General features: G+C 61.4%; 14 protein-coding genes and 1 pseudogene. 5 read left to right on the top strand and 10 right to left on the bottom strand.

The genetic code is table 11. The features are described from left to right. Positions 1-23: 23 nt before the first annotated feature. Complete coding sequence (locus tag KO538_RS20535) at positions 24-4,181, bottom strand: YhdP family protein (RefSeq protein ID WP_374106869.1); 4,158 nt, start codon at positions 4,179-4,181, stop codon at positions 24-26. 257 nt (positions 4,182-4,438) lie between these two features. On the opposite strand from KO538_RS20535, the gene glnE reads away from it, so the two are divergent. The 3 genes from glnE (at position 4,439) to KO538_RS20520 (ending at position 8,308) form a co-directional block, all read left to right on the top strand. Continuing rightward, on the top strand, positions 4,439-7,192 hold the full coding sequence (gene glnE, locus KO538_RS20530; protein WP_374106868.1) for a bifunctional [glutamate--ammonia ligase]-adenylyl-L-tyrosine phosphorylase/[glutamate--ammonia-ligase] adenylyltransferase: 2,754 nt from the start codon (positions 4,439-4,441) through the stop codon (positions 7,190-7,192). 13 nt (positions 7,193-7,205) lie between these two features. After that, the gene (locus KO538_RS20525) at positions 7,206-7,982 is read left to right on the top strand and encodes a YoaK family protein (protein ID WP_034760193.1); all 777 of its coding nucleotides are present in this window, start codon (positions 7,206-7,208) and stop codon (positions 7,980-7,982) included. Positions 7,983-8,119: 137 nt separating this feature from the next. After that, the gene (locus KO538_RS20520; protein ID WP_034760197.1) at positions 8,120-8,308 is read left to right on the top strand and encodes a hypothetical protein; all 189 of its coding nucleotides are present in this window, start codon (positions 8,120-8,122) and stop codon (positions 8,306-8,308) included. 76 nt (positions 8,309-8,384) lie between these two features. On the opposite strand, the gene gap is transcribed toward KO538_RS20520, so the two are convergent. Together gap and tkt are read right to left on the bottom strand one after the other, a co-directional pair. Next, on the bottom strand, positions 8,385-9,395 hold the full coding sequence (gene gap / locus KO538_RS20515) for a type I glyceraldehyde-3-phosphate dehydrogenase (RefSeq protein ID WP_046685413.1): 1,011 nt from the start codon (positions 9,393-9,395) through the stop codon (positions 8,385-8,387). Between the two features lie 76 nt (positions 9,396-9,471). Next, the gene (gene tkt / locus KO538_RS20510) at positions 9,472-11,469 is read right to left on the bottom strand and encodes a transketolase (protein ID WP_070303341.1); all 1,998 of its coding nucleotides are present in this window, start codon (positions 11,467-11,469) and stop codon (positions 9,472-9,474) included. Between the two features lie 194 nt (positions 11,470-11,663). Here tkt and KO538_RS20505 point away from each other — a divergent pair, with 194 nt between their 5' ends. Then, a complete protein-coding gene (locus KO538_RS20505; protein WP_219329492.1) occupies positions 11,664-12,389 on the top strand; it encodes a 16S rRNA (uracil(1498)-N(3))-methyltransferase in 726 nt (241 codons plus the stop codon). Between the two features lie 127 nt (positions 12,390-12,516). Here the strand turns inward: KO538_RS20505 and KO538_RS20500 are convergent, their stop codons facing one another. Beyond that, the gene (locus KO538_RS20500; protein WP_051992113.1) at positions 12,517-15,513 is read right to left on the bottom strand and encodes a carboxypeptidase regulatory-like domain-containing protein; all 2,997 of its coding nucleotides are present in this window, start codon (positions 15,511-15,513) and stop codon (positions 12,517-12,519) included. A 1,091-nt stretch (positions 15,514-16,604) separates the two neighbouring features. Here KO538_RS20500 and KO538_RS20495 point away from each other — a divergent pair. Continuing rightward, positions 16,605-18,236: an NAD(P)/FAD-dependent oxidoreductase gene (locus KO538_RS20495; RefSeq protein ID WP_070303344.1), complete on the top strand. Its 1,632-nt coding sequence runs from the start codon at positions 16,605-16,607 to the stop codon at positions 18,234-18,236. A 79-nt stretch (positions 18,237-18,315) separates the two neighbouring features. On the opposite strand, the gene KO538_RS20490 is transcribed toward KO538_RS20495, so the two are convergent. The 6 genes and pseudogenes from KO538_RS20490 to KO538_RS20465 all read right to left on the bottom strand — a co-directional run. Further along, positions 18,316-21,132, bottom strand: a complete 2,817-nt coding sequence (locus tag KO538_RS20490) for a TonB-dependent siderophore receptor (RefSeq protein WP_254671621.1) — start codon at positions 21,130-21,132, stop codon at positions 18,316-18,318. Between the two features lie 303 nt (positions 21,133-21,435). Next, complete coding sequence (locus KO538_RS20485) at positions 21,436-22,809, bottom strand: GAF domain-containing sensor histidine kinase (protein WP_034760214.1); 1,374 nt, start codon at positions 22,807-22,809, stop codon at positions 21,436-21,438. A gap of 134 nt (positions 22,810-22,943) precedes the next feature. Next, positions 22,944-23,909, bottom strand: coding sequence for a magnesium/cobalt transporter CorA (gene corA / locus KO538_RS20480; RefSeq protein WP_034760218.1), 966 nt, complete (start codon positions 23,907-23,909; stop codon positions 22,944-22,946). A 140-nt stretch (positions 23,910-24,049) separates the two neighbouring features. Beyond that, the gene (gene ntrC / locus KO538_RS20475) at positions 24,050-25,540 is read right to left on the bottom strand and encodes a nitrogen regulation protein NR(I) (protein WP_072454285.1); all 1,491 of its coding nucleotides are present in this window, start codon (positions 25,538-25,540) and stop codon (positions 24,050-24,052) included. Between the two features lie 48 nt (positions 25,541-25,588). Next, positions 25,589-26,677 carry a nitrogen regulation protein NR(II) gene (gene glnL, locus KO538_RS20470; RefSeq protein WP_034760227.1) on the bottom strand — a complete coding sequence of 363 codons (1,089 nt, stop codon included), beginning with the start codon at positions 26,675-26,677 and terminating at the stop codon, positions 25,589-25,591. Between the two features lie 5 nt (positions 26,678-26,682). Further along, positions 26,683-26,994: pseudogene (locus KO538_RS20465) on the bottom strand (DUF4124 domain-containing protein); the annotation flags it as partial.

Here is a 26,994-nt window from a genome sequence, read left to right as displayed (position 1 = left end):
TCTTATCCATTCGAACGCCTCGCCTATTTCGCCACGGCCTCCACCGCCGCAGCGGCAGGCACGGCGACAGGTTCCAATTTACCACCATCGAGTTTGGTCACGACGGGCGATTTCCACGGACCGGCGATCTGCATATGGTAAGTGAGCGCCTTCATCACGGGCGCACGCAGGAACAGCTGCGCCAGGAAACTGCCCAGGCCGATGACGGGATTGACGGCCAGCGCATACACGAGCGGCCCCGTTCCCAGGTTAAATTCAGGGATCACCACCACGTGCAGATTCGTCGTTTCATTGGCGATATCGGCCGTGCCATCCATCAGCACGGTGGCCGCCACGCCATGCATCTTGAGGTTGTTCGTCGTCACGACGCCGCGCTTGATGCTGGCGTTGGCCGTGATGCCGTCGAAGGCCAAGCCTTCGGAAAACACGTCGTGGAAATCGAGTTTCAGCAAGCGGGGCAAGGCTTGCAAGCTGAGCACGCCCAACAGCTTGGCCGCGCCCGGGTCCTGCTTGAGGAACTGGCCCGACTCCACGTTCATCTCGATCTGCCCCGACAAGGTGGGAATGTCGAACGAATACGGCAAGCCGTTCCAGGCGATGTCGCCGCTCAGACGGCCTTTGCCGCGGCGCACCGTGTCGGCAAAGCCGAAGCGGTCGAGCAGCTTGCCCGCATCGACGATATCGAGGCCGAAACGCAGGCTGGTCGTGCTCTGCCCATCCTTGATGACCCATTTGCCACTGCCGCTCAGGGCGCCATCGGGGTTTGACAGTTGCAGCTTGCCCACGCGCCACTCGCGTCCGCCCGCCGCCATGGTGTTATAGGCCTGCAACTCCAGCCGGCCGATCTTCTTGTTGAACAGCTCGAATTGCTCGGCGACGATATCGAGCGAAGGAATCGATTGGGCGCCACTTTTTCCTTCCAGTAAATTTTTCACATCGTTGGCGGCCGACTCCGGAATGATCAGCGACGACAGGCGCGCCGTCATCTTGCCCAGGCCGGATGGCGTTTCCAGCCACGTCACATAGCCCGACACCTGTTTCGCATCGATATTGGCTTGCCACACATCCTTTTGATGCGTGGCGCCCACCACCACGTTTTCCAGCTTGCGCTCGCCCAGCATCAGTTCACTGGCGCGGGCCGCCATCATGTCCGGCACGACGTATTGCGCGATATCGGGCGCATCGTCGGCGCCGCCGCTGTCGGCGGACGCCGTCGCGCTGCCGGCGATCTCGCTGCCGGCGGCGATCCAGCTGTCCACGTCCAGGGTTTTCATATTCACGTTGAGCATCATGCCGCTCTCCGGTTCCGGCGCCGGCACGTTCACGCCGATGCCGCCGCGCACCAGGCGCCAGGCATCCTTGCCCTGCTTCTGGCGCTGGTAGCGCGCAGCGATGCCGGAGCCCAGCGCGATGCGGATATCGTCCGTGCGCAAGCCGGCGCCATTGGCCGCATTGCCCGTCAGGGTGAATTTCACGGGCAGACTGTCGCCGGCCGGCTTTTTCAGGGGAGCGGGAAAATCCAGGCCCAGGCCCGTCAGCGGCGACTCGACATTGACCACCACCTGGTGGTCGCGCGCCGTGATCAAGCCGCTGTAACGGGCGCCGCCATTCAAATGTTTCGCCAGGCGCTGCAGCACGGGCGCCGGATAGGTCTTGCGCAAGCCGTCGATGGTCATGTTGCCGGCAATTTTCACCTGGATGGAGCTGTCCGGCTGCGTGCCGCCCGAGATGGCCAGCGGCCCGCCCAGCAGGCTGCCATTCAAACCATTCAGGTTGACGCCTTTTTCGTTGAATTCGATCTTGCCCTGCGTGCCCAGCACGGGCGGCATGTCGTGGAACAGCACCACGTCGTTGCCCGCCAGCTGCAAGCTGCCTTGCACGGTCGACTCGAGCATGCGCTCGATCGGCAAGTGCAATTTGAGGGCCAGCTTGGCGTTGCCCGTGGCCGTCGTTTCATCCGTGAAATGCTCGATCCAGCCCAGCACGGGGCTGGCCGTCACGTACTTGAGAAATTCCTGCATCGGGCCGGCCGCATTGCCGTCGATATCGAGCAATGTGTCGAACACGGTCAGGTCGGGGATCACGGCTTTGACGTTCGTCAATGCCACGCCGCCTGTAGTGGCCGTGTCGCCGCGAATTTCCATGCGCGCGCGCTCGAACACAAAACTGCCCTTGATCTTTTCCGCCTGCGGCCACAGGGGCGCCTTGCCCGCCAGCGGACCGCTTTCCGCAAATTCGCCGGGAGCATAATTCAAGGTGCCGTTCTCGATCTTGCCGGCGATACGGAAATCGCCGCGGTTGCGCTGGGCAGGCGTGTCGGCCTTGAACGGGAAATGTTCGAGTTCGCCGCGCAGGCGCAGGCTGACATCGCGTGCCACGCCGCCTTCCAGCGCGCCCGTCAGCCAGTGGCGCAGGTGCTCGGGCGTTTGCAGCGGCAGATAGCGGCCGATGGTGTTGATCTGGAAATTATCGATCGTGCCCGTCAAGTCGACCTGGCCCAGGTTCTTGCCGTCGAGAGGCAAACGCTGCGAACCATGCAGGGCGACTCGCATGCCTTCTTGATTAAGATCAAGCCTGTCCAGGTCGACTTGTAGCATATTGTCTGCTTGGAAAGCCCAGCGCGCCTCCATTTCGAACTGTTCGAATGGCAAGGCCGGCTCACTCAAATAGGAGGCCAGTTGCAATACCAATCCCCGTGCATCGATATCGACCTTGCCGCCCTTGTCGCTGGCGTCGATACTGCCAGTCAAATGTTCGAAACCGGGGATAGCCGGTGCGGCTGCCTGCGCGGGGCCGGTCGCCGTCTTCGCCACGGCCAGGCGCACCGGCTGCGCGTTCAGGCCCAGATCGATGAACTTGCCGCGCAAACGGTAGCTGGCCGGTGTCGCCATTTCGCCTTCCCATTGCGCGGCAAAATCCTGCAAACGCCCGCGCGGCGCCATGGCGTCGAGACGCTGGCGCTGCTGTTCGCCCAGTGGCAGCTTGTCGGCCAATGCGGCCAGGGTTTGCAAATCGAGCGATTTGGCCGTGATTTCCGTGCGCGCCAGCTTGCGCTTGGTGGCAGCAATGAAACGCTCGGACAAAGTCGTGGGCGGCAGGCTGAGGCCGTCTCGGGTTTCCACCGCGAAATTCGTCAACTCCACCTGGTGCCCATTCGCGCCAAACGTCGGTTTGCCGTCGGGTGTCTGCGAGAGCTCTTCTTTTGCCGAAATGCGTCCGCTGACCGACAGCAGGTCGAGCGGCGCGATATGCTCGCCCAACTGCGCCGTCACATCCGTCAACCCCACGTCCGCCGTGAAACCGGCCAGGCGCGCGTGATCCAGGCTCAGCCAGGCGCGCAAGGCGCCCTTGCCCTGGCTCAGTTCGAACGGGTAATCGAAGTAGCGGCGCCAGGCGGCCAGGTCGGCGTTTTTCAGGTCGGCGTACAGCTCGCCTTTCCACATCGACACATCGGAGATGCGCGTGCTGAAAGGCGGATGCGTGAAGTGAGCGCGCACATCGATGGGCGCGGCCAGACTGGCGGGTGGCGTGGCCTGCAAGCCCAGCCGGTGGCTGCGCCAGCGGTTGCGCAGCAGCAGATTGACCTGGGATAAGGCCAGCTCGGGTGTCCCACGCGCCTCGTCCGTCCAGCGCACCTTGCCATCGCGAATGATGATGTCATGTTGCGACAGCAGCCAGTCGGCGCCCTTGCCATCGCTGCCTTGCGTACTGTCGATCAACACCCCGGCCACGTACAGCTTGCCATCCTTGCTGCGCCGCACGTCCAGGTCCGGCCGCGTGATTTCCAGGGTAGTAAAGCGCACTGAACCCAGCACGCTCCACCACGACACGGTGGCCGATATGCTCGGCAAGCTCAGCGCCTGGCGGCCCGCCTGGTCACGCAGGGTCACGTCGCCGAGGAAGAGATTGGGGCGAACGCCATGCCAGGAGGCATAAATACGCGCAATGCTGACGGGGTTGCCCAGCGCACGGCTGGCCGCCCGCTCGATATCGCCTTTGTAATAATCGATATTCGGCAGAACCGCGTAGCGCAGGAATAAAAACAGCACGGCGAAGGCGAAATACGCGAGCAGCACCAATTTGATGGTAAAACCCAACACATGGTGGGTGGCCAGGTTGGCCATGCGATAGGCGGCACGCAGCCGCTGCCAGCGCAGAGCCAATGGCACATGTTCTGTCACGCTTGCTTCTGGCGGTTTTTGCATCAATAAGCTAATAAACTGGCCCGGCGTCAAATAATGGCAAAAATCGTCTGCATTCGTGGTGCGCGCCTGCATCCTTGCGCTTGCTTCTGAGCAAAGCCTCCCTTACCATCGTCCGGAAGAGCACGCAATGCCGGCCGTGAGGCCAGCGGCATAATTTTACCGCATCCCCCGCCGTTCGCAGCCAAGTTAAACAAGAACATGCACGCCGCATCCACGAGACACTTACCGATACCATGAGCACACAGCCTTTGATTTCCGCCTCCCGTTTCTACCAGCGCTGGCTGGACGCCGCCCCCGAGCGCGCCGCGCAGGTAGCCCAACTGGTGCGCGCGCCGCTGGACGGGCTCGATTTTGCCGCCGAGCTGGCCGCCCAGGCGAACACCGCCACCCCGCCGCTGCCGCCCGAGCGGGCCATGCGCCGCCTGCGCAACCTGCTCGTCTGCGGCCTGATCGCGCGCGATCTGGAAGGCCAGGCCGACTTGAACGAAGTCGTCACGGCCATGACAGGCTTTGCCGATTTCGCCATCCGCACGCATGTGGACGCCATCATGGCCGAGATGGTGGCCCTGCACGGCATGCCTGTCGGCGAGGAATCGGGCGAGGAACAGGCCTTGATGGTGCTGGCGATGGGCAAGCAGGGCGGCGGCGAGCTCAATGTCTCGTCCGATATCGACCTGATCTTTGTGTATCCGGAAGATGGCGACACGCAAGTCACCGTACCGGGCCAGCGCAGCCTGTCCAACCACGAGTTTTTCATTCGCATGGGCAAGAAACTGATCGCCGCCCTGGCTGAAATTACGCAAGACGGTTTTACTTTCCGCGTAGATATGGCACTGCGTCCGAACGGGAACTCGGGCCCGCTGGCCGCCAGCCTGGGCATGGTGGAGCAATACCTGATCGTGCAGGGCCGCGAATGGGAGCGCTATGCCTGGGTCAAGGCGCGCGCCGTGACGGGCAAGCCGGAAGATATCGCGTCACTTGACGCCATCGTGCGCCCGTTCGTCTTCCGCCGCTACCTCGATTTCGGCGTCATTGATGCCATCCGCACCATGCACGGCCAGATCCGCGCCGAGGTCAACCGCCAAGAGCGGCTGCATCCGGACCGCAGCAACAACGTCAAGCTGGGCCGTGGCGGCATCCGCGAAATCGAATTCCTGGCCCAGGTATTCCAATTGATACGGGGCGGGCGCGACGCCGAGCTGCGCGAACGCTCCACGCGCGCCACCCTGCGCACGGTCGCGGACAAGGGGCTATTGGAACCGGCCATCGTGGAACAGCTGCTCGGCTCCTACACCTTCCTGCGCAACCTCGAACACCGGCTGCAGTATCTTGACGATGCGCAAACCCACACCCTGCCCGCCAACGAGGCCGACCGCCTGACCGTGGCGCAGATGATGGGCTTGCCCGACACTGCCACCCTGCTGGCCCAGCTGGAAGCGCACCGCGTGTTTGTTGCCGGCCAGTTCGACGAGATGTTCAGCGACAAGAGCAGCGGCACGCCGCCTGCCGACACGGGCATCGACCCGCAGACGTCGAACGATTGCGCCGCCTCGGACCAGCAGGAAGCCATCGAAGCGAGATTCGCCGCCCTCGGTTTCCATGAGCCGGCCGCCTGCGCGCGCCGCCTGCTGGCCACGTGGCAGGCGCCCCGTTTGCAATCGTTGCCCGAGGCAAGCCGCACGCGCCTCGTCGCCCTCGTCAATTCCGCCCTGCCCCTGATCACCGATTGCTCCGTTTCCAACGGCAACGCCAGCCAGCTGGCCACCCTGGGCCGCCTGCTCGATTTCCTGGAAGCCATTGCGCGCCGCTCGGCCTACCTGTCGCTGCTGACGGAATATCCGCATACGCTCGAGCGCGTCGTACGCATGGTGTGCGCCAGCGGCTGGGCCGCCACCTTCCTCACGCAGCACCCGATCCTGCTCGACGAACTGCTGGACGAGCGCATCCGCAATACGGTGCCGGACCCGGCCGCCCTGGCGCTCGACCTGCAGCGCCAGCTCGACGATGCGCCCGGCGACACGGAGCGGCAGATGGATATCCTGCGCGAAATGCACCACGCGCAGCTGTTCCAGTGCCTGGCGCAAGACCTGGCGGGCGACCTCAGCGTGGAAAAGCTGGCCGACTACCTGTCGCAACTGGCCGACATCATCGTCGCCGCCACCGTGCAAGCCGTCTGGCAAACGTTACCGACGCGCCACCGCGAGGTGCCGAAATTCGCCGTCATCGCGTATGGCAAGCTGGGCGGCAAGGAACTCGGTTATGTCTCGGACCTCGACGTCATTTTCCTCTTCGACGACGACGACCAGGAAGCGCCGGGCCTGTACGCCAAGCTGGCGCAGCGCTTCATCACGTGGATGACTTCGCACACCTCGGCCGGCATTTTGTTCGACATCGACATCGCCCTGCGCCCCGACGGCGCCTCGGGCATGCTGGTCTCCAGCGTGCAGGCCTTCGAGCGCTACCAGGGCAGCGCGGCCTGGGTGTGGGAGCACCAGGCGCTCACGCGCGCGCGCTTCTGCGCGGGCGACGCCACCATCGGCAAGCATTTCGAACGCATCCGCGACACGATTTTGCGCAAGGAACGCCCGGAAAACGGCCCGCTCAAGGGCGAAGTGGTAGCCATGCGCAAGAAGATGCTCGACGCGCATCCGCCCCGCCCCGGCAGCTTCGATTTGAAACAGGATCCGGGCGGCATGATCGACATTGAATTCATGGTGCAATACCTGGTGCTCCAGCATGCGGCGCAGTATCCGCAACTGACGGCCAACTCGGGCAATATCGCGCTGCTGCGCCTGTGCGGCGAACTGGGCCTGATCGAGGCCCAGCTGGCCACCCAGGTCGCCGACGCCTACCGCGCGCTGCGCAAGCTCCAGCACCAGTTGCGCCTGCAGGGGCAAGATCTGGCCCGCGTGGAACCAGAACGGGTGCGTGTGCATGCGGACAACGTGATGCGCCTGTGGCAAGCCATCTTCGGCGCCACCGCCTGAGGCTGGCCCGGGCATGCCGCTCCATTACCTGTCGCGCCTGAGCGGATCGGCGCGCGATACGCAAGCCAATCTGCAGCTGGGCTGCGTGCTGGCGCTGGTGGCCGGCGCCGTGAACGCGGGCGGCTTTCTTGCCATCGGCGGCTATACCTCGCACATGACGGGCATCGTCTCCGGCATGGCGGACGACCTGGCGCTGGGCAATATCACGGTGGCCCTGGCCGCGCTGGGCGCGTGGCTGGCCTTTGTCAGCGGCGCGGCCGTCACGGCCATCATGGTGAACTGGGGCAAGCGGCGGCGCCTGCACAGCCAGTTTGCCGCCAGCCTGCTGCTGGAAGCGGCGTTACTGCTGCTGTTCGGCTTGACGGGCAATTACCTGGCAACCATGCCCGACGTGCTGGGCCCCGTCACCATCTTGCTGCTGTGCTTTGTCATGGGTTTGCAGAACGCCATCATCACCAAGATTTCGGGCGCCGTCATCCGCACCACGCACGTGACGGGCCTGTCCACCGACATCGGCATCGAACTGGGCAAGATGGCGTATTACAACCGGCGCCACCTGCCGGACCGGATGGTCAAGGTCAACCGCGGCAAGCTCAGAACGCACAGCTTGCTGATCGCCTGCTTCTTCATCGGCGGCGTCAGCGGCGCCCTGGCCTTCAAGCACATCGGCTTTCCCGCCGCCACCATCCTGCTCGCCGGCGTGCTGACCCTGCTGTCGGGCGTACCCGTGCTGCGCGACTTGCGCCTTCTATGGCGCTTCTACCGCCGTCGCCTGCACACCCAACGTTGATAAAAATATTTTTCTTTAAAGCAATAATATTCTGATTTTAATGCTAATATTTTTCTGCGCTTGGCGAGCCCATCATGCCTGCCCTGGCGGCCTTTTGAGTTGACACCCTACCGTTGTCCAATTGTGAAAGCGAGAAAATGATTTCCATTAAAAAAGCCCTGTTTGTCTTTGCCGCTGCTGTCGGCATCGCCGCCTCGTTCTCCAGCGCGGCCGCCGTGCGCGCATGGATTCCATCGGAAAACTGCGATTACATCCTCAACATGTGCTATCAGGGTGTCGAGGTAGCGTGCGAACAGTGGCGCAGCCAGTGCGAACCCAAAGAATAAGCGGAGCAAGCGCAGGCGACAGACGAAAAAAAACGCCCAGTTCAAACTGGGCGTTTTTTCTTATGCGGTCAAAAAATTACTTCGCCGACATCAGTGCAACGGTGGTGTCGAGCATGCGGTTCGAGAAACCCCACTCGTTGTCGTACCACGACGATACTTTCACCAAACGGCCCGACACTTTGGTCAGGGTCGAATCGAAGTTCGACGAAGCCGGGTTGTGGTTGAAGTCGATCGAGACCAGCGGTTCGGTCTGGTACGTCAGGATGCCTTCCAGGGCGCCTTCCGAAGCGGACTTCATCAGTGCGTTGACTTCTTCCACGGTGGTGTCGCGCTTGGCGATGAACGACAGGTCGACCAGCGAGACGTTGATGGTCGGCACGCGGATGGCGAAGCCGTCCAGCTTGCCATTCAGCTCAGGCAGCACCAGGCCCACGGCGGCAGCGGCGCCCGTCTTGGTCGGGATCATGCTCATGGTGGCCGAACGGGCGCGGCGCAGGTCTTCATGCATCACGTCGGACAGCACCTGGTCGTTGGTGTAGGCGTGCACGGTGGTCATCAGGCCCGTTTCGATGCCGATGGCGTCGTTCAGCGGCTTGACCAGCGGTGCCAGGCAGTTGGTGGTGCACGAAGCGTTCGAGATGACGGTGTCGGTCGATTTCAGTACCGAGTGGTTCACGCCGAACACGACGGTCGCATCGACGTCCTTGCCGCCTGGTGCCGAAATGATGACTTTTTTCGCGCCGCCCTTCAAGTGAGCCGAAGCTTTCTCTTTGGTGGTGAAGAAGCCCGTGCACTCCAGCACGACGTCCACGCCCAGCTCGCCCCATGGAATTTCAGCAGGATTGCGCTGTGCGAATACGCGGATCGGATCGCCATTGACGATCATGTTGTCGCCTTCGACGGTGACCGTGCCCGGGAACTTGCCGTGCGCGGTGTCGTAGCGGGTCAGGTGGGCGTTCGATTTGGCATCGCCCAGGTCGTTGATGGCAACGATCTGGATATCCTGTTTCTTGCCGCCTTCGTAGAAAGCGCGCAACACATTACGGCCGATGCGGCCGTAGCCATTGATTGCAACTTTGATCGTCATACTCTGCTCCTGATTAAAAAAGAAGGTACATGCACGGCCCCGACGAGCACATCGCCAGGACCGTTAAAAATCAATATTAGCCAGCGATAACGGCTTTCACCTTGGCGACGACGTTCTCGACCGTGAAGCCGAAGTGCTTGAACAGCACGCCGGCCGGAGCCGATTCGCCAAACGTGTCGATACCGACCACGGCGCCTTCCAGGCCCACGTATTTGTACCAGAAGCTGGTCACGCCCGCTTCGATGGCCACGCGCGGCACGCCTTTCGTCAGCACGCTGGCCTTGTAGGCAGCGTCCTGGCGATCATATACATCGGTCGACGGCATCGACACCACGCGCACGGCGATGCCTTCGGCGGCCAGCGCGCTGGCGGCGGCGACGGCCAGTTCCACTTCGGAACCGGTGGCGATCAGGATCGCCTTGGCGTCGGCCACGTCGTTCAGCACATAGCCACCGCGGTAGATGTTCTCGATCTGTTCGGCGCTACGTTCTTGATATGGCAGGTTCTGGCGCGAGAAGATCAGGGTCGACGGGCCATCCTTGCGGCGCACGGCGGCGCCCCAGGCAGCAGCCGACTCGACGGTGTCGCATGGACGCCAGTTGTCCAGGTTCGGGATCAAGCGCATCGACGAGACGTGCTCGACCGATTGGTGCGTCGGGCCGTCTTCGCCCAGGCCGATCGAATCGTGGGTGAACACGAAGATCGAACGCAGTTTCATCAGGGCGGCCATGCGCAGGGCATTGCGGCTGTAGTCGGAGAACGTCAGGAACGTGGCGCCGAACGGGATGTAGCCGCCGTGCAAGGTGATGCCGTTCATGATGGCGCTCATGCCGAATTCGCGCACGCCGTAGTTGATGTGGTTGCCAGGCTGGCCCGAACGCACGGCCACGCACTCTTTCCAGTTGGTCAGGTTCGAACCGGTCAGGTCGGCCGAGCCGCCGAGGAATTCCGGCAGGGACGAAGCCAGCGCCTGGATGGCGTTCTGGCTGGCCTTGCGGGTGGCGATGTTTTCTTTCTTTTCCACGCAGGAAGCGATGGCAGCCGACAGGGCCGTTTCAAATGCCTGTGGCAACTCGCCTTGCATGCGGCGGGTCAGTTCAGCGGCTTGCTGCGGGAATTCGCGGCTGTAGGCGGCAAAGCGCTCGTTCCAGTCCGCTTCCAGCAGGGCGCCCTGTTCCTTGGCATCCCAGGCCGCGTACACGTCGGCCGGCATCTCGAACGGAGCGGCATCCCAGCCGATGTATTCGCGCACGGCGGCGATTTCCTTGTCGCCCAGCGCGGCGCCGTGGACCTTGTCGCCGCCTTGCAGGTTCGGCGAACCCTTGCCGATGATGGTCTTGCAGCAAATCAGGGTTGGCTTCGATGCGGTCTTGGCGGCGGCGATGGCGGCAGCCACGGCGGCAACATCGTGGCCGTCGACGGCGCGGATGACGTTCCAGCCATACGCTTCGAAGCGCGCCGGGGTGTCGTCCGTGAACCAGCCTTCGACCTTGCCGTCGATGGAAATGCCGTTGTCGTCGTACAGGGCGATCAGCTTGTTCAGGCCCAGGGTGCCGGCCAGCGCGCACACTTCGTGCGAAATGCCTTCCATCAGGCAACCATCACCGACGAAGGCGTAGGTGTAGTGGTTGACGATGTCGTGGCCGGGCTTGTTGAATTCAGCGGCCAGCAATTGCTCCGACAGGGCCATGCCGACGGCATTGGCGATGCCCTGGCCCAGCGGGCCGGTGGTCGTTTCCACGCCTGGCGTGATGTCGACTTCCGGGTGGCCCGGGGTTTTCGAATGCATCTGGCGGAAGGCCTTGATGTCATCCATCGACAGCTCGTAGCCCGTCAGGTGCAGCAGCGCGTAGTGCAGCATGGAGCCGTGACCGTTCGACAGCAGGAAGCGGTCGCGGTTCTGCCATTTCGGGTTCGCGGGATTGTGGCGATAGTGACCACTCCACAGGGCAACTGCGATCTCGGCCATGCCCATCGGCATGCCTGGATGGCCGGAGTTGGCCTTTTGTACAGCGTCCATTGCCAGTGCGCGGATCGCATTGGCCATTTTGGTAGTCGGGAGCGTAGTTGTCATGATGGTGTGGGTCAGTCGCGAGTTTGGGATTCGTTTGCAACAGCACGGACAAGAAAGAACCCAGGCCGGCTGCTTTATGTAGTCAACTATTTTACCAGACTAGGGGGCTGCAAATTAGAATTGCGGCGTACTGGCCAGCCAAATGGCTATACTTTGACGTCTTTCCACCCCACTTACCCCCCGTTGAGGATTGCATGCCGCGTTTTTTCTGCCCCCAGCCGCTCGTCGCCGGCACCACCGTTTCCCTGCCGGAGGCTGTCGCCCACCATATCCAGGTCGTGCGCCTGGCGCCGGGCGACGTCATCACCCTGTTCAATGGCGAAGGCGGCGAAGTGCAGGCGAGCCTGGTGGCGGTCGCCAAGCGCAGCGTAACGGCGCAAATCCAGGCGCACGTGGCGCGTGAAGCGGAACTGCCGTACGCAGTGACCCTGGCGCAGGCGCTGCCGGAAGCGTCGAAAATGGACTGGATCATCGAAAAAGCCATCGAACTGGGCGCGGCCGGCATCGTGCCGCTGTCGGCGCAGCGCTGCGTGGTGCGCCTGTCCGCCGAGCGGGCCGAGAAGAAACTCGCGCATTGGCAAGCGATCGTCGTATCCGCATCGGAACAATGCGGACGCAACCGCCTGGCGCAGCTGGCGCCATTGCAAGACTTCAATAGCTGGAGCAGCCAGCAAGATTTACATAAACGCATCATCCTGACGCCGCGCGCGCAGCAATCGCTGGCCGACTGGGCGCGTCACCAGCCGCCGCAGGCGATCACCGTGATGGTGGGGCCGGAAGGGGGATTTTCGGAAGCGGAAGAAAAGGCGGCCCTGGCCGCCGGCGCCATCGGCTTGACTATGGGGCCGCGCATCCTGCGCACGGAAACGGCGGGACTAACGGCGCTGGCGATGCTGAGTGCCTTGTGGGGCGGCATGTAAAACTGTGCCACCCAAGAAAACGCCCCGCAAGCTTTGCAGCTTGCGGGGCGCCAGAAACTTCCAGACTTGCCTGTACATCCCAGCCTACGCCAGCTGACCAAGGTCAGCCGGCGAGGTGGGAGTCACATCAGAACTTGTGGCTGTACTGTGCCGACAAGCGCACGGTGCGCGGGCTCGAATACGCATTGACCATGCCGGCGGTTGGGCTGACTGCAGTACCGGCGGCGCTGGTGTTGTACGCCTCGTCGATCGATTGCGCCACTTGACGGTTGGTTGCGTTCAGCACGTCGACTTTCAGCACGATGCCCTTGATTTGCTCTGGCTTGTAGATGAAGTTCAAGTCCAGGCGCATTTCCGTTGGCAGCGTACCGTAAGCGCCGCGGCCGTTCGGGCCGGTTGGGCACAGGAAGAAGATCGAGCCGTATTGCGACAAGCCCAAGCCCTGTTGATCCATGGACGCTGGGATATTGCAAGTACGCGACATTGGACGGCCCGTTGCCACCAGCAAGTTGCCACCGACGCCGAACTGGCTCGTGAACTCATAGTAGCCGTAGGTTTTCAACTGATGCGCACGGTTGTTCGGCAACAAGCCGCTGCCGTTGACCATCGTTTCAGGGAAGTCCCAGCCCGAGCTGAAGCCCACGTCGGCCTGGCCGTTATCCGACTTGGTCTGGCCTTCCTGATTGCCTTCGCTGCGCGACCACGTGTAGTTCATCTTGCCATACCAGCCATTGCGCATCGGATGTTCGAGCATGAATTCCAGCGCCGTGTAGGTACGCTTGGCTTTTTCCGGGAAGCCTGCATCGGCAGCCGAAATCGTCACCGCGCGCTGTGCACCGTTTGGTCCCACTGGGATCATGAAGGTGTTGTCCTTGCCTGGATTGAACAGGGCGCCGTTCCAGCCATGATCGTCGAAGTACTCTTTTTCAGCGCCCGTCAGCTTGGCCGAGATGGCACGTGGATCCGAGTAGTCATCGATCGTGTTTTTCAGCTTACGGTAGGTAAACTTGATACCGCCGTTGAAATCAGGCGTCAGGGCCTTCTCGAAGCCCAGGTTGATCTCGTCTTGGAAGTGAGCCTTCAAGTTGGTCGCAGCCAATTCATTGGCGCGTTTTTCCTGGCCAAATTCATTGTTAGCCGACACGACATTGCTGATCGGGTTCAAGCCCAGCGGTGCGCCGGTGGTTGGGTTGACGCCGGTGTAGGTGTAGAAGCGGTCGGTGTTCAGCGAAGCGCCGGCAAAACGTACGGCCATGTTGGCAGGCAATTGCATGAAGTAGCGGCCAGCCGTACCGAAGACTTTCAGGGAACCGTCGCCGTACACATTCCAGGCCGCATTCAAGCGCGGTGCCAGCATGTTTTTCTGTTCCACGAAGGTTTCGCCGATACCGTTCATGTTCTTGAACGACTCATTGCGCAAGCCCAGTGTCACGACCAGGTTTTCAGTGGCTTGATAACGGTCCTCGATGTACTGCGCCGATTGCTCGACGGTCGGGGTGGAGCCGCCGCGCTGCAGATTTTCACGCACGTAGTAACCTTGGGTACCATAACCGCCGCCAGCTGCCGGCGACATATTGTGGCCAGACAATACCGTGTTCGGGTTGGTCTTCAGGTACGTCCAGGTACCGCCGCCAGCCGCTTCCGTGCCGTTCAGGGCATTGATCTTGTTGTGATCCAGACCGCCGCGTATCGTATGCTGCTTGGCCAGTTTGTATTCCAGATCCAGGCGATAGCCGCGGTTGGTATCTTGCGCACCATCACGCAACAGGGCCGAGCTGAAACCTTGCACCTGGCTAGGCTGGTAATTCACGCCTGGCACCTGGTTGTCCGGGGAGGCAACGACAGGACGCAAGCCTGGAATGTAGCCAAACGGATTTTGCTCGCGTTGCGTCTTGGCCTGGCCGATCAGGGCTTGCACGGTCAGATCATCGGTCACATAGCTGGTCAGCTTGAGGATGTCGATGTTGGAGCCCTGGGCTGCCGCCAGCGCAGCGCCGGTGGCGTTCAGGAACAGCACACCTGCCGAATAGTTCTTGAATTTGGCACCGCCGTTCTGCACATAGCCGCGCTTCTTGGTGTCATAGTTGAAGCCGTAGTATTGATCGTTAACATTCGACTCGTCCGAAATATGCGTGTATTCGAGGCGGTTGTTGTCCGTGATATTCCAGTCGATCTTGGCGATATAGCGCGGCACCTCGGATTTTTGCACCAGCCAGCCGGTCTGGTTGTTCACGGTGCTGGTCGAGGCCAGGCGTGCCGTTTCGCGGTCCATCTTGGTAAATTCGCCACCCAGATAGATGAACAGCTTGTCCTTGATCAGCGGGCCGCTGACGTAGGCGTTGTAGACCTTCTCGGTCAGCTTGTCGCCTTCGCGGTAGTTGTAGATCTTGCCATCCGTCTTGGGATTGGCGCCCGTGTTCGGGAACATGATGTTCTTGGCTTTGCCGCGCAGCGAATCAGGCGCGTAGGTAAAGCCGGCACCGAATTCCCAGTTATTGGTACCGCTCTTGGTGGTGATATTGACCACGCCACCCGTCGAACGTCCAAACTCGGCGCCGTAGCCGCCGGTGATGATTTGCGCTTCAGCAATCGAGCCGAAAGGCAGGGAAGAGTAGCCAACCTGGTACAGGCTGTTGGTGACGGGGAAACCGTTGATATACGCCGCATTTTCCGACGCGCTGGAGCCGCCGAAGCTGGCGGCGTTGTTGCCGTAGCGCGAGTCGGCGCGCGTGGTGCCGCCTGCCAATTGCACAATGTTGGCAACCGTAGGCGCCAGTGGCAGGGTAGCCAGCTCGCGCGAATTGAAGGAGGAACCGGAGTTGGAGCTGGTGACATCGATCGCGCGGCGGCGGCTCGTCACGTTCACGGTTTGCACTTGCTGCAGCGCTACTTCGCTTTCCTGGCCGATGCGTACTTCCACGTCCTGCGTGCTGACGACGGAAGAACCTTTCAGCAGCGTTACCTTGTAGTTACCGACTGGCAGGGAGGTGATGCGGAAAGTACCGCTTGCATCGGGCGAAATGGTCCGCTTGAAACCATTGTCGGAACCGACGATCTGCACCGACGCGCTGGCATCCGGCGCAATCTTGCCGATGATGTTGCCCGTGGCATTCGACTGTGCCATTACCGCTGGAACAATCGCAACGCTCAATACCGATGCGCTGAAAGCGATCGTTAATGCACGTGCTATTACAGTTTTTCTCAACATGTCATTCCCTATTTATTTATGAGCGCAGTATTACTGCTTTGGTAAAGGAGTTTATCACTCACACTTATGCGTTTTTGAACGCTTTTTACTCTCATCACCTTGCAATCCCGTCACACAAGGCATCCTCTCGGTCCACTTTGCATATGCAAAGAAAACAGAATGACACATCGGAACATATTGAAACGGACTGGTCAATAAAATTAGGAAAACTGTTCTGTTGGCGCAACACTTCAATTTATCCAGGAAACAGGCACGCGGAAACGCATCCAGGCTGAATGAAAACATTCGCGGACGATAATCAAACTTGCTTGGAATGCCTGCAAACAGTGGCTTTGCACCAATGGAATCAGAATACTGCAGGAAGAGTTGTTTCTAAAAAGATGGATATAAAGAGCCCGCAAAATAAATGACGCACAAGACGAAATTATTTTACGGAACGAGGCCGAATATATTGCAGATCCATCCCGCAATAAATCAATCAGATTCTTTCATAATAGTTCTATATAAAAAGAAATTCCTCGTCATCATCTTAAAATAAAAATCCCGCACTCCATTGAGGAAGTGGCAGCGGCAAGAGACAACGCTGCTCATTTCCTTAAATGCGTGCGAAACAAAGATACGGAATTGCACCTGCGAGTAACAAAACACTATCAAATCACACGCAATGGCAAGGCGTCAACAAAATCAAGCGGCCACAACAAAAAAGCAACACAAATTTACGCGAAAAATTAGGTCCGGATTTGCGCGCCCCAACAAGGGGCGGCGGATGCACCAGCAGCGCACTGGTTTGCACCAGTTTGTGGCAGCCAGGAAACACCTCCAGATTCCCTCACGGCACGGTGGCGAGCATGGGCACAGACGGCATGCCTGTCTTTTTCGCCCCCAAAAAAGTCCGGGTAAACGAGGCAGTGAGCATTGTGGAGGTAAAATAGCGGCCGGATGGCCTCACGCGTCACCACATACTCTCCGCTAGATACGGAGCCCGGCAATTTTTAAAAATACACACCATGTTGCGACTCAACGAAGTAAAACTCCCCCTCGAACACGACGAAGCGGCCCTGCCCGCCGCCATCCTGGCGCGCCTCGGCATCGCCGCCGATGAGCTGCTTGGCTTTACCGTCTTCAAGCGCAGCTATGACGCGCGCAAGCGCAGTGCCGTGGTGTTGATTTACTCGCTGCACGTGGACGTCAAGAATGAAGCGGCCGTGCTGGCGCGCCTGGGCCACGATATCCACCTGATGCCCGCGCCCGACACCGACTATAAATTCGTCGCCGGCGGCGAACAGCTGGCCGGCCATACCAATGAACCGCGCCCCATCGTCATCGGCACGGGTCCGTGCGGCCTGTTCGTGGCGCTGATCCTGGCACAAATGGGCTTGCGCCCGCTCATCCTGGAACGGGGCAAACAGGTGCGCGAGCGCACGGTCGACACCTTCGGCTTCTGGCGCAAGCGCGAGCTGAACCCGGAATCGAACGTACAGTTTGGCGAAGGCGGCGCCGGCACCTTCTCGGACGGCAAGCTGTACAGCCAGATCAAGGATCCCAAGCACTATGGCCGCAAGGTACTGACGGAATTCGTCAAGGCCGGCGCGCCTGAAGAAATCATGTATGTGAGCAAGCCGCACATCGGCACCTTCCGCCTGGTCAAGATGGTGGAAGAAATGCGCGCCAATATCGAACAGCTGGGCGGCGAATACCGCTTCAGCAGCAAAGTGGTCGATCTCGACATCGAGCCAGGCAGCGATGGCGGCCAGGTGCGCGGCGTGGTGCTGGACAATGGCGAAACCATCGCCAGCAACCACGTCGTGCTGGCCATCGGCCACAGCGCGCGCGACACCTTCGAGATGCTGCACCGCCGCGGCGTGTACATCGAAGCGAAACCGTTCTCGATCGGCTTCCGCGTGGAACACCCGCAATCCTTGATCGACAGCTGCCGCTTCGGCCCCAGCGCCGGCCACCCGATCCTGGGCGCCGCCGACTACAAGCTCGTGCACCACGCCAGCAATGGCCGCTCCGTGTACAGCTTCTGCATGTGCCCGGGCGGCACGGTGGTGGCAGCAGCATCCGAACCAGGCCGCCTGGTGACGAACGGCATGAGCCAGTACTCGCGCAACGAGCGCAACGCCAACAGCGCCATCGTCGTCGGCATCACGCCGGCCGACTACCCGGGCGACCCGCTGGCTGGCATCGCCCTGCAGCGCGAACTGGAAGAGCGCGCGTTTGCCTTGGGCGGCGGCAACTACGATGCCCCAGGACAATTGGTCGGCGACTTCGTGGCCGGCCGCGCCTCGACGGAATTTGGCAGCGTGGTGCCGTCGTACAAACCGGCCGTGCACCTGACGGACCTGGCGCCATCCTTGCCCGAATACGCGATCACGGCCCTGCGCGAAGCGTTTCCGGCGTTCAACAAGCAAATCAAGGGCTACTACAAGGCCGATGCCGTGCTGACGGGCGTGGAAACGCGTACCTCGTCGCCGATCCGCATCAAGCGCCGCGACGATGACCTGCAAAGCCTGAACACGCGGGGACTGTTCCCCGCCGGCGAAGGCGCCGGCTATGCGGGCGGCATCCTGTCGGCGGCCGTCGACGGCATCAAGGTGGCCGAGGCGGTGGCCCTGTCGATGGCGGCGCGCCGCTAGGCCCTGCCCTCCCCGCGCTGCGGCGGGACGAAAAAAAACCGGCACTCAGTGCCGGTTTTTTGTTGCCTGCGTACCTTGCTTAAAACTTGTACGAAGCATTCAGGTAGCCTGTACGGCCGCGCGGATCGTAGTAGCGGTCGTCATAGCCGAATTGCTGGCCGCGGTTCGCGCCGGCCGTCGATGGCACGAATGGCGGGCTCTTGTCGGTCAGGTTCAGCAGGCCGGCGGTCAGGACCCAGCTCTTGCTTGGGGTCCATACCGTTTGCCAGTCGAGGGTCGAATAGAAACCTACCTGCATGCGGATCTTTTCCTGGCCCGTCACGGCGCCCGACGCGTCGAGCACGTCGACCGACGTTTCCTGGTCCTTGTAGCCGGACAGGAAATTGACGGTCAGCGAGTTGGACCAATTGCCCGTTTTCAGGGTGTTCGTCCACTGGCCGCGCGTGCGGAACGTCACCGAGCCCAGATCGGCGAAGTTGCCCAGCGCCGAATAATACCTGCCATTGCGTTCCAGCTGCACGTCCTCGCGCAGCATCTGCGTCGCGTTCAGCTGCGACGTGAACAGGCCGATGCCGGAGCGGTAACGGGCGCTGACATCGATATCGACACCGGTGGCAAACGACTTGCCCAAGTTCTGGTTGTCAGCCAGGAAGGCCAAGTAGGTAGTCCCCGTGCCCACGTCCTTGTTGACGCCCCACGATTTCGGGAAGTTGGCCGGATTGGCAAATACCAGCTGTTCGGTCAGTTGGCCGAAGGAATCGCGGATCTGCACATGCCACAGGTCGGCGCCCAGGGTGATGGCGCTGATCGGCTCGTAACGGAAGCCGATGGTTGCCTGTTTCGATTTCTCAGGCTGCAATTCGCGGTTGCCGCCGGCCAGCTGGTCGTACTGGCGGTTGCCTGGCTGGCATTGCGCATTGAGACGCGTGGCGATCGCCTGCAAGGCTGGCGAGCACGTGTACTTGTCGCTGGTGACGCCGTAGCCGCGCTGCAAGGCGTTGACTTGTGGCACTGTCGGCGCATGGAAACCATTGCCGACCGAACCGCGAATCAGCAAGGTGGGTGCCGGCGTCCACTTGAAGCTGGCCTTGGCCGTGGTTGCACCACCAAAGTCCGAGAATTCATCGAAACGCAAGGCGGCGCCCAATTCCAGCTCTTTCAGCACAGGCGCGATGACTTCGCCAAAAATGCCCTTCGACGTACGGCTGGCGCTGTACGGCTGGCTGCTGGCCGCGTCGCCGAAACGCTGGTCGCATTCCAGCCCCGTCGTGCCGCCGCACAAGGTGCCCTTCACGGGATCGGCCAGGATGCCTTGCGCAAACGGACTTGGCTTGGCGGAGAATTCCTCGCGGTTGATGTTCACGCCCATGCCCAGCATCATTGCGCCGCCAGGCAGTCGGCGCAGTTCCGTCGAGCCATTCAGGTTAATCGTCTGCAGGCGCGAAGTGCCGCCATCCCAGTAACCGGAGTACGCGGCCGACTTGATCGCTTCCTGTGCCGCAGGGGACTGCTTGCCCGGGCCGACGAATGGATCGAGCAAGCCGCTCGACGTGAGGTTATTGACGGCAATGGCGCCAGGATAGCCGGAAATACTGCCTTTTACGCGGCTTTCGGAGAAGTTATAGGCTGCGTTATAGTCCCAGCCGGCCAGAATGCCGCGCGTGCCGACCACCACACTGGCAAAATCTGCCGTATCTTTCGAGGTACGCTGGCCCATGTCGAACAAGCGGTAGAACGCCGTGCTATCGCCGGTGATACCCGCTGGCACCAAGTACTTGTCATGCAGCGGCGTGCCCGCATCGACGGCGATCGCGCCAGGTACGGGAGCGATGCGCGAAGTCTGCTTGGTGCGTGACAGCAATACGTCCGCATACACTTCCTGGCCGGCGAGCTTGAAGGTGCCCGACGCCATGAAGTTGTCGCGTTTGCGTTCCGGATAGATTTCCAGGTCCTTGGTAAAGTCATAGCCGCAATAGTCATCGACCAGGCCGCTGCCATCGTTATACGGTTCGATCACGCGGAACGTCTTTTCCGGGCAGGAACCGTTGGCCTTCTGGTAAGGGCTGATCAGCTGGCCATTGTCATCGGTGGCATTGGCAGGAATCGGGCTGGCCGAAAACTGCTGCTTCTGATAGCGCTTGCCATTGGCCGAGAATTGCACCTTGCCCGTGTTGGCGAACTTGCGGTCGACGGAAGCGAGCTTGTCGCGCTCATCGTGGCCAAAGGTCAGCACCACGTTGTAGCCATCTTCGTCCAGATTGCCAAAGCCCTTGGTGGCGCTGAGGCGTTTTTCACGCGCACCGTTTTTGGGTGCGGAATAGCCGATGGTCACATCACCGATCGTCGTATCGTGCTTGGTAATGAAGTTGACCACGCCGGCGATCGCATCGGCACCGTACAGGGCGGAGGCACCATCGGTCAGCAGTTCCACGCGTTCAATTGCCGAGATAGGGATCGAGTTCAAGTCGAAGCCAGCGGCGAAACCCGTCAGCGTCTGGCCGCCGAACTGGGCCAGGCGTTTGCCGTTCAGCAAGACGAGCGTACGCGTCTCACCCACGTTATGCACGGAAATGCCGGAAAAACCGAAGGTGCTGCCGCCAACCGAGGAGCTTTCACTGGTGGCGCCCTGGGCGGAAGAGAGTTTCTTGACCAGATCGGTGACCGAGGTGGCGCCCGATGTGCGGATGGCTTCAGCGGTCAGGACGGTGACCGGCAAAGCGCCTTCGGCGGCGATCCGTTTGATCGACGAGCCGGTGACTTCAACGCGCTGGATTTGCGCATCGGCGCCCTGCGCATCTTGTGCAATCGCGGACTGCGAAACAACTGACATGGCGGCAACTACACCACCGGCGCAGACGATGCGAACTGCACGAGAGATGACGGTTTCTTTAAGCATGGTGAACCCTTTTTTCATTTGTACGGTTATATATGACTCCGGATTTGCTACCCGGATTGCACTCGTTCATCTAAAGGAAACGTCTCGCACGGCACCTGATCAGGCACCGTGAAGTTCGCTGGCACACTTGTACAGAAATGGCACTAGGAGACTAAAAGTCAACTAGACAACTACATAGAATCACGGCAAGAATATGAGTGTCAACAGAACTCAGCATGCGTATGGCGTACATACAACATGTGAAAAACGGAGGCGGCTTGGGATAGGACGGCCCCTCCCCGCTAGACGGGAGGCCGCGCGGTGTCAGTTGGCCAGCGGCAGCCTGATTTGTATATGACAGCCGGGAGTGCAGTCGATGGCGCACACCTGGCCGCCCAGTTGCTGCACGATGGTGTAGACGATGTGCATGCCCAGGCCGGAGCCGCCCTGGCCACGCTTGGTGGTGAAAAACGGTTCAAACATGTGTTCGCGCACGGCCGGCGCCAGGCCGATGCCGTCGTCGGAAAAGTCCAGCAGCAGCCAGCGCGCATCGGCGCCATCGCCGTCCGCCTCGATGCGCGCGCGTATCGTGATGCGGCCCGGGCCGCCCTGCGGATAGCCGTGGCGCGCGCTGTTCATTAAGAGGTTCGAAAGGATTTGCGACAGCTTGCCGGCCGCCAGGCGCACCTGGCAATCGGGGGCGATATCGAGTTCCACGCCCAGCGCCGCCTTGCGCAGTTCCGGGCTGTGCGCCGACACCAGGCCGTGCACATAATCGTGCAGCGCCAGGTCGGCCACGTATTCGCTGACCTGGTCCACGGCCAGCTGCTTGAAATTGCCGATCAGGTCGGCGGCGCGCGCCAGGTTGCGCTCGATCAGGGCGGCCGCGCCTTTCAGGGATTCGGCAATGTCGATCAGTTCGGCGCGGCTGACCTTGGCGCCGCCCAGCAGTTGCACCAGCTGGTCGGCATAGCTGCCCATGCTCGACGCCGCCGTCAGCGCCACGCCGATCGGCGTGTTGACTTCATGTGAGACACCGGCCACGAGCGAACCGAGGGCCGCCATCTGTTCCTGCTCGATCAGGTTCGCCTGCGCCGCCACCAGCGACTCGGTGCGCACGCGCACGATTTCTTCCAGCTGCTGGGTGCGCTCCTGGTGCTGCAGCTCGGCCGCGCCGCGCGCCGAGAAGATCGACAGCAGCAGCAAGGCCAGCAAGCGCTTGTTTTCATCGATGGGACGCGTGTCGATGGCCGACAGGATGCCCAGGGTCTTGCCATCGGTATCGATCAGCGGCATGCCGACATAGCTTTCCGCATGCATGTCGACCAGGAGGGTATCAAGTGGAAAGCGACGCTGGATATCGCTGCCGTGAAAACACATGCTCTGGCAGGTCACGTCCTGGCAAGGCGTGTGCTGCAGGCTGTATTCGATATTCGGCTGATAGTCGCCGCCGCCCCACAGGGCCAGGGTGCGGATGCCTTCGCTGCCATCGTCCATGCGCACCAGCCGACCGGCGATCACATAGTGCACGTCGAGCGCTTCGGCCAGATCCTTGACGAGGATACGCAGGAAATCGTCGCCACGGGCATGCGCCGTCGACGCGGTGATCGAGCGCAGGGCCGCCTCCGCCAGGGTGCGCCGCTGCTCGGGATCGAACAGGGGTTCTTGCGAATTCACATCAAACAACGGAATACTCATGAATGCTCCTGCGCAGCACGGAAAGCGCAGGCAAAGCTGCCGGCGCGGCGATCCTCAGCAAAGGCCCGGGTCAACGGACTTGCCGCGATTGTACCCCTGGCTATTGTTTAATAATACAGATACACAGGAATTTTTTATAACCAGCCGGAACGCTTGAACAAGTAATACATATAACCGCAGACACAGCTCATCACTGCCACCGCGGCCGGATAACCATAATGCCAGTCCAGTTCCGGCATGAACTTGAAATTCATGCCCCAGATGCCGGCAAACGCGGTAAAGACGGCGAAAATAGCGGCCCAGGCCGCCAATTGCTTGTTCACTTCGCTCTCATCGATGGCAACCATCGACAGATTCACCTGGATCGCCGTGCTGATCGTGTCGCGGATGGTGTCGAGCGTGCCGTTGATGCGCGCCAGATGGTCGTGCACGTCGCGGAAATACTCCTGGGTATCGTGGCACAGCGGCGGCACCCTTCCGCCGTGCAGCTTGCCCACCGCTTCCATCAGGGGCGCGACCACGTGGCGCAAGACCATGACCTTGCGTTTCAATTGATACAGCCGTTCGATATTGTCGCGCTCGGTGCCACGGTCGAAGATGCGGTCCTCGATCAGTTCCAGTTCCGATTCGAGCGCGTCGAGCACGGGAAAGTAACGGTCGACGACGGCGTCCATCAGCGCGTACAGCACGAAGGCCGAGCCTTGGCGCAGCAAGTGCGGTTCGCGCTCGGCGCGCGCGCGCACGCCAAGAAAACCTTGCGAGCTGTTGCTGCGCGACGAGAGCACGTAATTGGCGCCGACAAAAATGTCGACTTCGCCCAGCACCAGTTCGTTCTCGACCATTTCCACGGTTTTCACGACGGCGAACAGGGAATCGCCATATTCCTCGATCTTCGGCCGCTGGTGGCCCCGCTGCGCGTCTTCCACCGCCAGTTCGTGCAGGCAAAACTCGTGCTGCATCTGTTTCAGCTCGTCCGGCGTGGCGTCGAGCAGCGCGACCCAGACGAAACAATCGGGGCGCTCGACGTAATCGCTGATATCGTCGATCGGCAAGTCGGCCAGTTTTTTGCCATCCTGGTAGGCCACGCAGTTAATCAGCATACAGTTTCCACAATAAAGTTAAAACCGGACGAAACAGTCCGGCAGGCGCTAGCTTACCTTATCGCCTGCTGTGGGTGTTGTGGCGTGCGAGGAACGTCAGGAGGGGAAGCGGACGGGGCGGAGCCCCGTCCAGACGGCAATCAGTCGTCCTTGGCGCCGTCGATGCCCAGTTCGGAGATCTTGCGGGTGATGGTGTTGCGGCCGATGCCCAGGCGCACGGCAGCGTCGTTCTTACGCCCGTGCGTATGCTTGAGCGCCGTCTTGATCAGGGCCGATTCGAACTGGCGTCCCAGCACGGCCATGACTTCCTGCTGCCCCGCGCCCAGCATGCCGGCCGCCTGCAATTCCAGCAAGCCGATCCAGCCCGGCGGCGCGCCGTTGGCGGGCGCGGCAGCTTCAAAGACCTGGCCGCCGTGCGGGTGGGCAACGGCTGCTGGCGCAGCTTCGCCCGCCGCCGCCGTGGCCGCGCCATCGCCCTGCCCCTGCGTCAATTCCAGCGGCAAATCCTTGATTTCCACCGTCTGGCCCGGCGCCATCACGGTGATCCAGTTACACAGGTTTTCCAGCTGGCGCACATTGCCGGGCAAATCGAGGCCGCTCAAGAACTGCATCGTCGGTTCGCTCATGCGTTTGGCTTCGACGCCCAGCTGGCGTGCGCTTTGCACCAGGAAGTGGCGCACCAGGATGGGGATATCCTCGCGCCGCTCCCTCAAACTGGGCAGGCGCAAACGGATCACGTTCAGGCGGTGATACAAGTCTTCGCGGAACAGGCCGTCGCGCACGCGCTGCTCGAGGTTCTGGTGCGTGGCCGTAATGACGCGCACGTTCGCCTTCATAGGCTGATGGCCGCCGACGCGATAGAAATGGCCGTCGGACAGCACGCGCAGCAAACGCGTCTGCAGGTCGAACGGCATGTCGCCGATTTCATCGAGGAACAAGGTGCCGTTCTCGGCCTGCTCGAAGCGGCCCCGGCGCGTCGTCTGTGCGCCCGTAAAGGCACCGCGTTCGTGGCCGAACAGTTCGGATTCGAGCAAATCCTTCGGTATCGCCGCCGTGTTGAGGGCAATGAAAGGCTGCGCCGCGCGCGGGCTGTGCTTGTGCAGCGCGCGCGCCACAAGCTCCTTGCCGGAACCGGATTCGCCCGTGATCAGCACCGTCACGTTCGATTGCGACAACCGGCCGATGGCGCGGAAGACTTCCTGCATGGCCGGCGCCTGGCCGAGGATTTCCGGGGTTTCGGACGGGCCCGATTCAACGCTCGTCTCGCGCAGGCTTTCTTCCAGCGCGCGGCGGATCAGCTCGACAGCCTTGTCGATATCGAAGGGCTTGGCCAGGTATTCGAAGGCGCCGCCCTGGAAGGCTGCGACGGCCGAGTCAAGGTCGGAAAAGGCCGTGATGATGATGACAGGCAAGCCGGGAAAGCGCGACTTGACCGTCTGCAGCAATTCCAGGCCGGATGCGCCCGGCATGCGGATATCGGACACGAGCACTTGCGGCGTGTCAAATTCCAGCGCGGCGATGGCGTCGCGCGCATTGGCAAAACTCTTGGTGGCGAGATTTTCCCGCGCCAGGGCTTTTTCCAGCACCCAGCGGATTGATTCGTCGTCGTCAACTATCCAGATTGGCTTCATTAGTGTGTGCGTCCCGCAATGGATTTCATGGGTGGGATACCTCCTCGCTTATGGCAAGGGTAGAACGATCCTGAAATCGGTGTATCCAGGCCGGCTTTCGCACTCGATCACGCCCAGGTGCTGTTGCACGAAGGTTTGCGCCAAGGTCAGCCCCAGCCCGCTGCCGCCTTCCCTGCCCGACACCAGCGGGTAGAAAATCCGGTCGCGGATCTGGGGTGCGATGCCCGGTCCATTGTCAATGATATGCAAGTCTAATGCCAGGTTGTAGCGGACCTTGGCCAGGGTCACCTGGCGCGCCACGCGCGTCTTGAAAATGAGCTCCGCATCGCCCGCCTCGATGCGCTCTGCCAGCGCTTGCGCCGCGTTGTGCGCGATGTTGAGCACGGTCTGTATCAGTTGCTCCTTGTCGCCGCGAAACTCGGGAATCGAAGCATCGTAATCGCGCGAAATGGTCAGGCCGCTGGGGAACTCGGCCAGGATCAGGCTGCGTACCCTTTCGCACACTTCGTGGATATTCACGTCGCCGACGATATGCGGGCGGCGGTGCGGCGCCAGCAGACGGTCGACCAGGGTTTGCAGGCGGTCCGCTTCCTTGATGATGACTTGCGTGTACTCGCGCAGCTCGCTCAGGTGCAGGGCCGGCAATTCCAGCTCCAGCAGCTGGGCCGCGCCGCGGATGCCGCCCAGCGGGTTCTTGATTTCATGCGCCAGGTTGCGGATCAGCTCCTTGTTGACCTGGCTCTGGTCGAGGATGCGCTCCTCGCGGTCAAGTTTGAGCTGCTGCACGTTTTCGCGCAGCTCGATCAGCACGCCGTCGCGCGGCGCGTCGAGCGCACTGATGATGCTGTGCACGCGCAGCGGCTCGCGCCCCAGGCGCTCCAGAGTCAGGTCCTGGCGCAAGTCGGAAAATTTATGCTCGAGCGCCTGCGCGCAAATGCCGGCCAGCTCGTCGGGATTCAAGAACAGCGCCGTCAGCTTTTGCCGCGACAGGGCCTTCAACGAGCTTTCCAGCAAGTTTTCCGCCGCCGCGTTGGCATAGCTGATGCGGCCGTCGCCGTCGAGCAGGATCACGGCTGAAGCGAGCAAATCAAGGCCCGCCAGATGGGCCGGGCGGCTGGAATGGTTGTCTAGTGTCATGTGCTTTACCGAATATTCGCGATCTCGCGTTTCAGGGCCTCGACGTTCTGCTGTGTCCGGCTAATGTTGTCCTTCAACTGCGCCACTCTTTCCTGGTATTTCGCGTAATTGCGCTCATTGCCCTGGCGCTCAGGCTGGCCGCCATTGAACTCCAGGCGCTGCGCCGCCAGCTTCTGCTCTTCGCTGCGCAATTCGTCCTGCAGGATCTGGCGCCGGTCCAGGTCGCGCGCGCGCTGCTCGGCGCCATCGACCTTGGGAAACGCTCCGGCGGCAGGCGCCGCCGTGGCCGCCGCCTGCGTGGCGGGCCGGGCCGGCGC

The organism is Janthinobacterium sp. NKUCC08_JDC, from assembly GCF_019345575.1.
GTDB lineage: Bacteria > Pseudomonadota > Gammaproteobacteria > Burkholderiales > Burkholderiaceae_D > Janthinobacterium > Janthinobacterium aestuarii.
The sequence above is the reverse complement of the archived record's forward strand: the minus strand, read 5'-3'. Positions and strand labels throughout refer to the sequence as shown.

Coding starts and splice junctions, on each gene's coding strand:
- glnE (WP_374106868.1), top strand. CDS start 4,439: ATGAGCACACAGCCTTTGATTTCCGCCTCCCGTTTCTACCAGCGCTGG.
- KO538_RS20525 (WP_034760193.1), top strand. CDS start 7,206: ATGCCGCTCCATTACCTGTCGCGCCTGAGCGGATCGGCGCGCGATACG.
- KO538_RS20520 (WP_034760197.1), top strand. CDS start 8,120: ATGATTTCCATTAAAAAAGCCCTGTTTGTCTTTGCCGCTGCTGTCGGC.
- gap (WP_046685413.1), bottom strand. CDS start 9,395: ATGACGATCAAAGTTGCAATCAATGGCTACGGCCGCATCGGCCGTAAT.
- tkt (WP_070303341.1), bottom strand. CDS start 11,469: ATGACAACTACGCTCCCGACTACCAAAATGGCCAATGCGATCCGCGCA.
- KO538_RS20505 (WP_219329492.1), top strand. CDS start 11,664: ATGCCGCGTTTTTTCTGCCCCCAGCCGCTCGTCGCCGGCACCACCGTT.
- KO538_RS20500 (WP_051992113.1), bottom strand. CDS start 15,513: ATGGCACAGTCGAATGCCACGGGCAACATCATCGGCAAGATTGCGCCG.
- KO538_RS20495 (WP_070303344.1), top strand. CDS start 16,605: ATGTTGCGACTCAACGAAGTAAAACTCCCCCTCGAACACGACGAAGCG.
- KO538_RS20490 (WP_254671621.1), bottom strand. CDS start 21,132: ATGCTTAAAGAAACCGTCATCTCTCGTGCAGTTCGCATCGTCTGCGCC.
- KO538_RS20485 (WP_034760214.1), bottom strand. CDS start 22,809: ATGAGTATTCCGTTGTTTGATGTGAATTCGCAAGAACCCCTGTTCGAT.
- corA (WP_034760218.1), bottom strand. CDS start 23,909: ATGCTGATTAACTGCGTGGCCTACCAGGATGGCAAAAAACTGGCCGAC.
- ntrC (WP_072454285.1), bottom strand. CDS start 25,540: ATGAAGCCAATCTGGATAGTTGACGACGACGAATCAATCCGCTGGGTG.
- glnL (WP_034760227.1), bottom strand. CDS start 26,677: ATGACACTAGACAACCATTCCAGCCGCCCGGCCCATCTGGCGGGCCTT.